This is a genomic window from Pseudomonas sp. UBA4194 (assembly GCF_002379585.1).
In the GTDB taxonomy this organism is placed as follows: Bacteria; Pseudomonadota; Gammaproteobacteria; order Pseudomonadales; family Pseudomonadaceae; genus Aquipseudomonas.
In genome coordinates this window covers 1-11,468 of sequence record NZ_DFUE01000031.1, presented here as the reverse complement: position 1 = coordinate 11,468, position 11,468 = coordinate 1, and the positions used below count along the sequence as shown (strand labels likewise).

Annotated in this window: 6 protein-coding genes; all 6 read left to right on the top strand. The window is 63.1% G+C overall.

Going from position 1 to position 11,468, the window contains the following annotated elements; all coding sequences use genetic code 11:
• A partial coding sequence (locus B3397_RS08830; RefSeq protein WP_296249167.1) for a type IV pilus secretin PilQ occupies window positions 1-1,670 on the top strand: 1,670 nt, incomplete at its 5' end.
• A gap of 4 nt (window positions 1,671-1,674) precedes the next feature.
• Window positions 1,675-2,193 carry a shikimate kinase AroK gene (gene aroK / locus B3397_RS08825; protein ID WP_296249165.1) on the top strand — a complete coding sequence of 173 codons (519 nt, stop codon included), beginning with the start codon at window positions 1,675-1,677 and terminating at the stop codon, window positions 2,191-2,193.
• Window positions 2,194-2,230: 37 nt separating this feature from the next.
• The gene (gene aroB, locus B3397_RS08820; RefSeq protein WP_296249163.1) at window positions 2,231-3,358 is read left to right on the top strand and encodes a 3-dehydroquinate synthase; all 1,128 of its coding nucleotides are present in this window, start codon (window positions 2,231-2,233) and stop codon (window positions 3,356-3,358) included.
• A gap of 161 nt (window positions 3,359-3,519) precedes the next feature.
• A complete protein-coding gene (locus tag B3397_RS08815) occupies window positions 3,520-5,103 on the top strand; it encodes an SPOR domain-containing protein (protein WP_296249161.1) in 1,584 nt (527 codons plus the stop codon).
• A gap of 425 nt (window positions 5,104-5,528) precedes the next feature.
• The gene (gene gltB / locus B3397_RS08810; protein WP_296249160.1) at window positions 5,529-9,977 is read left to right on the top strand and encodes a glutamate synthase large subunit; all 4,449 of its coding nucleotides are present in this window, start codon (window positions 5,529-5,531) and stop codon (window positions 9,975-9,977) included.
• 33 nt (window positions 9,978-10,010) lie between these two features.
• The gene (locus tag B3397_RS08805; RefSeq protein WP_296249159.1) at window positions 10,011-11,429 is read left to right on the top strand and encodes an FAD-dependent oxidoreductase; all 1,419 of its coding nucleotides are present in this window, start codon (window positions 10,011-10,013) and stop codon (window positions 11,427-11,429) included.
• Window positions 11,430-11,468: the final 39 nt, after the last annotated feature.

The window sequence follows — 11,468 nt, the reverse complement described above, 5'->3', positions numbered from 1 at the left end:
CTGTGGCCAGCGCCCAGCCTGCGGCGCCACACGCCGCAGTGCCAGCCGGCCGGGCGATCCGCAATGTCGACTTCCAGCGGGGCGAGTTGGGTGAGGGCAATGTGATCATCGACCTCAGCGATCCCACCATCAGCCCGGATATTTCCGAGCAGGGCGGCAAGATCACCCTCAACTTCGCCAGGACCCAGCTGCCCGAGAAGCTGCGCGTGCGCCTGGACGTCAAGGACTTCGCCACACCTGTGCAATTCGTCAATTCGGCGGCCAGCAGCACGGGCAGCACCGTCACCATCGAGCCCAGTGGCACCTTCGATTACTCCTCCTATCAGACCGAGAATCGCCTGACCATCAGCGTCCGGCCACTGACCAACGAGGACGTCGCCCGGCGTAACGTCGAACGCAACGTGTACAACGGCGAGAAGCTCTCGCTGAACTTCCAGGACATCGACGTGCGCTCGGTGCTGCAACTGATCGCCGACTTCACCAACCTCAACCTGGTGGCCAGTGACACGGTCCAGGGCGGTATCACCCTGCGCCTGCAGAATGTGCCCTGGGATCAGGCACTGGATCTGGTCCTCAAGACCAAGGGCCTGGACAAGCGCAAGGTCGGCAACGTGTTGCTGGTGGCCCCGGCCGACGAGATCGCGGCGCGCGAGCGTCAGGAGCTGGAGTCCCAGCGTCAGATTCAGGAGTTGGCGCCGCTGCGTCGCGAATTGATGCAGGTCAACTACGCCAAGGCGGCGGACATCGCCAAACTGTTCCAGTCGGTCACCAAGGGTGAGAACGTCGAGACCGAGCGCGGCTCGATCACCGTCGACGAGCGGACCAACAACATCATTGCCTACCAGACCCAAGACCGCCTGGACGAGCTGCGCCGTATCGTCACCCAGCTGGACATCCCGGTGCGCCAGGTGATGATCGAGGCGCGCATCGTCGAAGCCAACGTGGGCTACAACAAGGCGCTGGGCGTGCGCTGGGGCGGCTCGACCAACCTCAGCGGGAAACACAACTGGACCGCCTACGGCCTGGACGACAACGGCGACGAGGCCGGCAATACCGGCGGCGATGTCGGCTCCAACACGCCGTTCATCGACCTGGGTGCCGCCGACGCGACCTCCGGGATCGGCCTGGGCTTCGTCACCAACAACGTCCTGCTGGACCTTGAACTCAGCGCGATGGAAAGCACCGGCAATGGCGAGATCGTCTCCCAGCCCAAGGTGGTGACCTCGGACAAGGAGACCGCGAAGATCCTCAAAGGTACCGAGGTGCCTTATCAGGAGGCCAGCTCCAGTGGCGCCACCACGGTGTCGTTCAAGGAGGCCTCGCTGTCGCTGGAAGTCACGCCGCAGATCACCCCAGACAGCCGCATCATCATGGAAGTGAAGGTGACCAAGGATGAGCCGGACTACCTCAATGCGGTGCTGGGCGTACCGCCGATCAGCAAGAACGAGGTCAACGCCAAGGTGTTGGTCAACGACGGTGAAACCATCGTGATCGGTGGGGTTTTCTCCAACACGCAAAGTAAAACCGTGGATAAGGTGCCATTTTTGGGCGATGTGCCGTATGTTGGCCGCCTTTTCCGTCGGGATGTCGTGTCGGAAGCCAAATCCGAGCTGCTGGTATTCTTGACTCCGCGTATCATGAATAACCAGGCGATTGCTGTGAGTCGTTGATTCTGTGCGAAATTTGATACTTGTTGGGCCAATGGGTGCTGGCAAAAGCACCATTGGCAGATTGCTGGCCAAAGAGCTTCGGTTGCCGTTCAAGGATTCCGACAAGGAAATCGAGACCCGTACCGGAGCGAACATCCCGTGGATCTTCGACAAGGAAGGCGAGGCCGGCTTTCGCGAGCGTGAAGCGGCCATGCTCGCCGAACTCTGCGAGTACGACGGGCTGGTGCTGGCGACCGGCGGCGGTGCAGTGATGCGCGATGAGAATCGCCAGGCCCTGCATGCCGGCGGGCGCGTGGTCTACCTGCACGCTTCGGTCGAACAACAGGTGGGCCGTACCGCCCGTGATCGCAACCGGCCGCTATTGCGCACCGCCGACCCGGAAGGCACCCTGCGTGCCCTGCTGGCGATTCGCGACCCGCTGTACCGGGAAATCGCCGACCTGGTGGTGGAAACCGACGAGCGCCCACCGCGCATGGTGGTGCTGGACATTCTCGAGCGCCTGCAGCGGCTACCGCCGCGCTGAGGCGCCTGAACCTCTTCCAATAAAAGTGTGGGAACACATGCAGACACTCAAGGTCGACCTCGGTGAGCGCAGCTACCCGATCTACATCGGTGAAGGGCTGCTCGACCAGGCCCAACTGCTGGCGCCGCATATTGCTGGACGCAAAGTGGCCGTGGTCTCCAACGTCACCGTTGCGCCGCTGTACCTGGAACGCCTGACCACCACGTTGGGGGCCTATTCGGTGGTCCCCGTGGTCCTGCCGGACGGCGAAGCCTTCAAGAATTGGGAAACCCTGCAGACCATCTTCGACGCCATGCTCACCGCGCGCCTGGATCGTCGGGTCACGGTGATCGCTCTGGGCGGCGGGGTGATCGGCGACATGGCCGGGTTCGCCGCCGCCTGCTATCAGCGCGGCGTGGATTTCATCCAGGTGCCGACCACCTTGCTGTCCCAGGTCGACTCGTCGGTGGGCGGCAAGACGGGCATCAACCACCCGCTGGGCAAGAACATGGTCGGCGCGTTCTATCAGCCCAACGCGGTACTGATCGACACGACCACCCTGGCTACTCTGCCATCGCGGGAGCTGTCGGCGGGTCTGGCCGAAGTGATCAAGTACGGTTTCATCTGCGACGAACCCTTCCTTGGCTGGCTGGAAGACAATGTCGAGGCCTTGCGCGCGGTCGACCAGGCGGCGCTGACCGAGGCCATTCGTCGCTCATGCGCGGCCAAGGCCCGTGTGGTCGGTGCCGACGAGCGCGAGTCCGGGGTGCGTGCGACGCTGAATCTGGGCCATACTTTCGGCCACGCCATCGAGACCCATATGGGGTATGGTGTCTGGCTTCATGGCGAGGCCGTCGGGGCTGGCACGGTGATGGCGCTGGAAATGTCCATGCGTCTGGGCTGGATAACCGAGGCCGAGCGCGATCGTGGCATTCGTCTGTTGCAGCGCGCCGGATTGCCGGTGGTGCCGCCGGCAGAAATGACCCCGGCCGACTTCCTCGAGCACATGGCGATCGACAAGAAAGTGCTGGATGGCAGTCTACGCCTGGTGCTGCTGCGCGGCATGGGCGAAGCGGTGATCACCGCCGACTACCCGCAGCAGGTGCTGCAGGCGACCCTGGAAGCGGATTACCGCGCCATCGTCGCAGGGCTGGAGGCTCGAGTGGCTACACCTCGGTCCCTGTAGGAGCGGCGTGCAGCCGCGAAGGCGTCGGCATGACTGCCGGTTGTCTTTCGCCTGGTATGACGCCTTCGCGGCTTCACGCCGCTCCTACGGGCAAAGCGCGTCACGCTGGCCTGTGTTTCCAGCAACCAATCAACGATCCACCTTTGTTCTACGAGAGTTCGATGACAAGTCTGCATGCCGATGAGGCCTTTCTCGGCCACTACCAATTGGATCATGACCCCTTCGCGGCGAGGGTGCCTGGCTTCAAATTCTTCCCGGCCCAGCGCAAGCCGGTACTGGGCCAGTTGCACCATCTGGCACGCTACAGCCAGCTGTTGCTGGTGGTCACCGGCCCCCATGGCAGCGGCAAGACCCTGCTGCGCCAGGCACTGGTCGCGAGCACCAACAAGCAGTCGGTGCAAAGTATCGTGGTGTCGGCCCGTGGCGCCGGCGATGCTGCCAGCGTGCTCAGCCAGGTCGCCCAGTCCCTGGGTCTCAATACCCTGGAAGTGCCGGCGATGCTGGCGCAGATCGTCCAGCTGGGGCTGACCGGCCAGGAAGTCTACCTGCTGGTGGACGACGCGGAACAACTCGATGAATCCGCAATCGAAGCCCTGCTGGCGTTGGCGGCGGGCACCCCGGAAGGGCGCCCTCACGTGTTTCTGTTCGGCGAGCCTTCGCTGATCGCCGGCCTCGAGCCGTTCAGTGCCGGACAGGAACTGTTCCATGTGATCGAGCTGCAGCCGTACAGTCTCGAGGAAACCCGCGAGTACCTGGCACTGCGCCTGGAAGGGGCAGGTCAAGGGATTCAATTGCTTACCAATGATCAGATCGCCGATATCCACGAGAATTCGGATGGCTGGCCTGGCACCATCAACCAGGTTGCCCGTGATGCACTGATCGAGGCCATGATCGCAAGCCGCTCAGCGGTGAAGCGTCCTGCTATGGGGTTCAAAATGCCTAAGAAACACGTACTGGCTATCTCTGCCGTCGTTGTCGTCGCCGTCGCTGCTGCCTGGCTCATGCCCAGCCGCAACGCCAAGACGCCCACCGCTCCCGAGCAGGCGCAACTGCCGTTGGGGCAGGGCCAGCCTGGGGCGGCGCAATCGAACAACGGCAATCCGTCGGTGGAGTTCAACAACAGCAACCAGCCGGTGCCGCTGCCGATGAATGGCGCGCAACAGCCAGTGATGCGCGGCCCGCTGGCCGAGTCCACCGGCATGGGTGATGGCGAGGAAAGTGGCCCGGCGGTGAATACCGCGCCGCAGCCGCCTACCGTTACCACCACCGCACCCCCTGCCGGTGTTCCTGCGGGCCCGGCGGCCACGCCTGTGCCTACACCTGCTCAAGCCCGGCCGGTGGCTCCGGTAGCAACCGCCAAACCAGCGCCCTCCCAGCCGGCAGTGGCCGCCAAGCCTACCCCGGCACCGACCCAGGCGGCGGCTGCCAAGCCAGCGCCAGCCGGCAAGCCTGCCGCCGGTAGCGGCTGGTATGCGGGTCAATCGCCGAGCAACTACGTGGTACAGATTCTGGGCACCAGCAATGAAGGGGCTGCCCAGGCCTATGTAAAAGAGCAGGGCGGCGAGTTCCGCTACTTCAAGAAAACCCTGCAAGGCAAGCCGCTGTACGTGATCACCTATGGCAGCTTTGCCAGCCGTGATGCCGCCGTGGCCGCCATCAAGAACTTGCCAGCCAAGGTCCAGGCTGGTAAACCTTGGCCACGTACTGTCGCCAGCGTCCAACAGGACCTCGCCACAGCCCGCTGATTGTCGGGCGGCAACTATCCCCGCCGCCCCACCTCTGGCGATACCTGATGCAAAGCCTGCCGCGTGATGCGCGGCAGGCTTTGGTGTCTCTGCAAGGCGTCCCCTGCGCCCGCGCGAGGTGCCCGGCCTAGCGGTCGATGCGCAGCGCTCTGGCGTGGCCCTTGCAGCAGTTCGGGCTTGCACGTCCGGGCATCAGGTCTCACACTCCTGCGAACGTTGCTACCACAACAACTCGCTGAAAAAGGTTCACATTTGCGACATTTGATTTATTCATTTCGTCGCCAAATTTGTGAGCTTTCGTTTCGCTGTGTACAATGACTTCCCTTTTGCCCCCGCAAAGCCGGCGAACGTTCGGCGCGTGTGGTAACTAGTTGAATTGAAAAGAAATTTGCCTCGGTGAGAGGCAGCCTGGTGAGAAAGTGTCTATGAAAACAGGTCTGTACCATCCCGATGAATTCAAGGATAACTGCGGTTTTGGCCTGATTGCCCACATGTCGGGCGAGCCCAGCCATAACCTCCTGCAAACGGCCATCGAGGCCCTGACCTGCATGACCCACCGCGGTGGGATCAACGCCGACGGCAAGACCGGCGACGGCTGCGGCTTGCTGATTCAAAAGCCCGACCTGTTCCTGCGCGCCGTGGCCAAGGAACACTTCGGCAACGAACTGCCCAAGCAGTACGCGGTAGGCATGGTGTTCTTCAACCAGGACCCCGTGCGCGCCCAGGCTGCCCGCGACAACATGAATCGCGAAATCGAAGCCGCCGGCCTGCAGTTGGTCGGCTGGCGCGACGTGCCGATCGACACCCGCGTACTGGGCCGTCTGGCGCTGGAGCGCCTGCCCAAGATCCAGCAGGTGTTCGTCGGCGGTGAAGGCCTGAGCGATCAGCAGTTCGCCATCAAGCTGTTCAGCGCCCGTCGTCGCTCGTCGGTGGCCAACGCTGCGGACAGCGACCACTACATCTGCAGCTTCTCGCACAAGACCATCATCTATAAGGGTCTGATGATGCCGGCCGACCTCACGGCCTTCTATCCAGACCTGAGCGACGAGCGCCTGCAGACCGCTATCTGCGTGTTCCACCAGCGCTTCTCCACCAATACCCTGCCGAAGTGGCCGCTGGCTCAGCCCTTCCGCTTTCTTGCCCACAACGGCGAGATCAACACCATCACCGGCAACCGCAACTGGGCCCAGGCCCGGCGCACCAAGTTCGCCAACGATCTGATCCCGGACCTGGAAGAACTGGGTCCGCTGGTCAACCGCGTCGGCTCCGACTCCTCCAGCATGGACAACATGCTCGAGCTGATGGTGACCGGTGGCATCGACCTGTTCCGCGGCGTGCGCATGCTGATTCCGCCTGCATGGCAGAACGTCGAAACCATGGACCCCGACCTGCGGGCTTTCTATGAGTACAACTCCATGCACATGGAGCCATGGGACGGCCCAGCCGGCGTGGTCATGACCGACGGCCGCCATGCCGTGTGCCTGCTCGACCGCAACGGCCTGCGTCCGGCGCGCTGGGTCACCACCAAGAACGGCTACATCACCCTGGCGTCGGAAATCGGCGTGTGGAACTACCAGCCCGAAGACGTCATCGCCAAGGGGCGTGTCGGCCCTGGCCAGATCCTCGCCGTGGACACCGAAACCGGCCAGGTTCTGCACACCGACGACATCGACAACCGTCTGAAGTCGCGCCACCCCTACAAGCAGTGGCTGCGCAAGAGTGCGCTGCGTATCCAGTCGACCATGGAAGACAACGACCATGGTTCGGCCTTCTACAACAGCGACCAGCTCAAGCAGTACATGAAGATGTACCAGGTCACCTTCGAGGAGCGCGATCAGGTGCTGCGCCCGCTGGGTGAGCAGGGCCAGGAAGCCGTGGGTTCCATGGGTGACGACACGCCGATGGCCGTGCTGTCGCGCCGCGTGCGCACGCCCTACGATTACTTCCGTCAGCAGTTCGCGCAGGTGACCAACCCGCCGATCGACCCGCTGCGCGAAGCCATCGTGATGTCCCTGGAAATCTGCCTGGGTGCTGAGCGCAACATCTTCCAGGAGTCCCCGGAGCACGCTTCGCGGGTCATCCTCAGTTCGCCGGTGATCTCCCCAGCCAAGTGGCGTTCCTTGATGAACCTGGATCGCCCCGGTTTCGATCGCCAGATCATCGACCTGAACTACGATGAAGCCACCGGCCTTGAAGCCGCCGTGCGCAACATCGCCGACCAGGCCGAAGAGGCCGTGCGCGCCGGGCGTACCTTGCTGGTGCTCAGCGACCGTCACATCGCGCCGGGCAAACTGCCGGTGCACGCCTCGCTGGCCACCGGTGCCGTACACCACCGCCTGACCGAAAAAGGCCTGCGTTGCGACAGCAACATTCTGGTGGAAACCGCTACTGCGCGGGATCCGCACCACTTCGCCGTGCTCATCGGCTTCGGTGCCTCGGCGGTCTATCCGTTCCTGGCCTACGAAGTGCTGGGCGACCTGATCCGTACCGGGGAAGTGCTGGGCGACCTCTATGAGGTGTTCAAGAACTACCGCAAGGGCATCACCAAGGGCCTGCTCAAGATTCTCTCGAAGATGGGCATCTCCACCGTGGCCTCGTACCGCGGTGCCCAGCTGTTCGAGGCCATCGGCCTGTCCGAGGAAGTCTGCGAGCTGAGCTTCCGTGGCGTGCCGAGCCGCATCAAGGGCGCCCACTTCGTCGATCTGGAAGCCGAGCAGAAAGCCCTCGCCGCCGAAGCCTGGAGCCCGCGCAAGCCGATCCAGCAAGGCGGCCTGCTGAAGTTCGTGTACGGCGGTGAATACCACGCCTACAACCCCGATGTGGTCAACACCCTGCAAGCGGCCGTGCAACAGGGCGACTACAGCAAGTTCAAGGAATACACCGCGATCGTCGACAACCGTCCGGTGTCGATGATTCGCGACCTGCTCAAGGTCAAGACGCTCGACGAGCCGTTGGCGATGGATCAGGTCGAGCCGCTGCAGGCCATTCTCAAGCGCTTCGACTCGGCCGGTATCTCCCTGGGCGCTTTGTCGCCCGAGGCCCACGAAGCGCTGGCCGAAGCCATGAACCGCCTGGGCGCGCGTTCCAACTCCGGTGAAGGCGGCGAAGATCCGTCGCGCTACGGCACTGTGCGCAGCTCCAAGATCAAGCAGATCGCCACAGGCCGGTTCGGGGTCACCCCCGAGTACCTGGTCAACGCCGAGGTGTTGCAGATCAAGGTGGCCCAGGGCGCCAAGCCTGGCGAAGGCGGGCAGTTGCCGGGCGGCAAGGTCAACGGCCTGATCGCCAAGCTGCGCTATGCCGTGCCGGGTGTGACCCTGATCTCGCCACCGCCGCACCACGACATCTATTCGATCGAGGACTTGTCGCAGCTGATCTTCGACCTCAAGCAGGTCAACCCGGATGCGCTGGTTTCGGTGAAGCTGGTGGCCGAAGCGGGCGTGGGCACCATTGCCGCCGGTGTGGCCAAGGCCTATGCCGACCTGATCACCATCTCCGGCTACGACGGTGGTACCGGTGCTTCGCCCCTGAGCTCGATCAAGTACGCCGGTGCGCCGTGGGAACTGGGCCTGGCAGAAACCCACCAGACCCTGCGCGGCAACGATTTGCGCGGCAAGGTGCGGGTACAGACCGACGGCGGCCTGAAGACCGGCCTGGACGTGATCAAGGCCGCTATCCTGGGCGCCGAAAGCTTCGGCTTCGGCACCGCGCCGATGATCGCGCTGGGCTGCAAATACCTGCGCATCTGCCACCTGAACAACTGCGCTACCGGTGTGGCCACGCAGAACGAAAAACTGCGCAAGGATCACTACATCGGCACCGTCGACATGGTGATCAACTTCTTCACCTATGTCGCCGAAGAAACCCGCGAATGGTTGGCCAAGCTGGGCGTGCGCAGCCTGGGCGAGCTGATCGGGCGCACTGACCTGCTGGAAATGCTGCCGGGTGAAACCGACAAGCAGGCCCATCTGGACCTGACCCCGCTGCTGGGCAGCGATCACATTCCGGCCGACAAGCCGCAGTTCTGCGAAGTGGACCGCAATCCGCCGTTCGACAAGGGCCTGCTGGCCGAGAAGATGGTGGAAATGGCCTTGCCGGCGATCCAGGCCAAGTCCGGCGGCGAATTCGAACTGGACATCTGCAACTGCGACCGTTCCATCGGCGCGCGGATTTCCGGTGAGATCGCCAAGCTGCACGGCAACCAGGGCATGAACGGCGCGCCGCTGACCTTCCGCTTCAAAGGCACCGCCGGGCAGAGCTTCGGCGTGTGGAACGCCGGTGGCCTGAACATGTACCTGGAAGGCGACGCCAACGACTACGTCGGCAAGGGCATGACCGCCGGCAAGCTGGTGATCGTGCCGCCCAAGGGCAGCCCGTTCAAGACCCAGGACAGCGCCATCATCGGCAACACCTGCCTGTACGGCGCTACCGGCGGCAAGCTGTTTGCCGCTGGTACCGCAGGCGAGCGTTTCGCTGTGCGCAACTCCGGTGCCCACACCATCGTCGAAGGCACCGGCGATCACTGCTGTGAATACATGACAGGCGGTTTCGTCTGCGTGCTCGGCAAGACCGGCTACAACTTTGGCTCCGGCATGACCGGTGGGTTCGCCTACGTGCTCGACCAGGACAACAGCTTCGTTGACCGGGTCAACCACGAACTGGTGGAAATCCAGCGCATCAGCGGTGAAGCCATGGAAGCCTATCGCAGCCACCTAGAGCGCGTGCTCGCCGAGTACGTGGCAGAAACCGACAGCGAGTGGGGCCGCAACGTCTGGGAAAACCTGGACGACTACCTGCGCCGCTTCTGGCTGGTCAAGCCCAAGGCTGCGAACTTGAAGTCCTTGCTGTCCAGCACCCGTGCCAACCCGCAGTGATATGCGCCTGAAGAGTTTGATGAGGTTTTAACAATGGCTGAACGTCTGAGTAATGACTTCCAGTTCATCGAGGTCGGGCGCAAAGATCCGAAGAAGAAACTGTTGCGTCAACGCAAGAAAGAGTTCGTGGAAATCTACGAACCCTTCAAACCCGCGCAGTCGGCCGATCAGGCCCACCGCTGCCTTGGTTGTGGCAACCCGTACTGCGAATGGAAGTGCCCGGTGCACAACTTCATTCCCAACTGGTTGAAGCTGGTGGCCGAGGGCAACATCCTGGCCGCCGCCGAGCTGTCGCACCAGACCAACACCCTGCCGGAAGTGTGCGGCCGGGTGTGCCCGCAGGATCGTCTGTGCGAGGGTGCCTGCACCCTCAACGACGGTTTCGGTGCGGTGACCATCGGTTCGGTGGAGAAGTACATCACCGACACGGCCTTCGCCATGGGTTGGCGGCCGGACATGTCCAAGGTCAAGCCGACCGGCAAGCGCGTCGCCATCATCGGCGCGGGCCCTGCCGGGCTGGGCTGTGCCGACGTGCTGGTGCGCGGCGGCGTGACCCCGGTGGTGTTCGACAAGAACCCGGAAATTGGTGGTCTGCTGACCTTCGGCATTCCCGAGTTCAAGCTGGAGAAGAGCGTGCTGAGCAATCGCCGCGAAGTGTTCACCGGCATGGGCATCGAGTTCCGCCTGAACACCGAGGTGGGCAAGGACATCAGCGTCGAGCAGTTGCTGCAGGAATACGATGCCGTGTTCATGGGCATGGGCACCTACACCTACATGAAGGGTGGCTTCCCGGGCGAAGACCTGCCGGGCGTGCACGATGCCCTGGATTTCCTGATCGCCAACGTCAATCGCAACCTGGGCTTTGAAAAGTCGCCGGAAGATTTCGTCGACATGAAAGGCAAGAAAGTGGTGGTACTGGGCGGTGGCGACACGGCGATGGACTGTAACCGCACGTCCATTCGCCAGGGCGCCAAGGCTGTAACCTGCGCCTACCGTCGTGACGAAGCGAACATGCCAGGCTCGCGCAAAGAGGTGAAGAACGCCAAGGAAGAGGGTGTAAGGTTCCTCTACAACCGTCAGCCGATCGCTATCGTGGGTGAGGACAAGGTCGAAGGTGTGAAGGTGGTCGAGACCCGTCTCGGCGAGCCGGATGCCCGTGGCCGTCGCAGCCCCGAGCCGATTCCGGGTTCCGAAGAGATCATTCCGGCCGACGCCGTGGTCATCGCCTTTGGTTTCCGCCCGAGCCCGGCCTCGTGGTTCGAGCAGCACAGCATCCAGACCGACAGCCAGGGCCGGGTAGTGGCCCCTGAGCAGGGCAAGTTCAAGCACCAGACCAGCAATCCGAAGATCTTTGCCGGTGGCGACATGGTGCGTGGCTCTGACCTGGTGGTGACGGCAATCTTCGAGGGGCGCAACGCTGCCGAGGGGATTCTGGACTATCTGGAGGTTTGATAATCCGCGGTGAATGGTCCCCTCACCCCACCATCACCC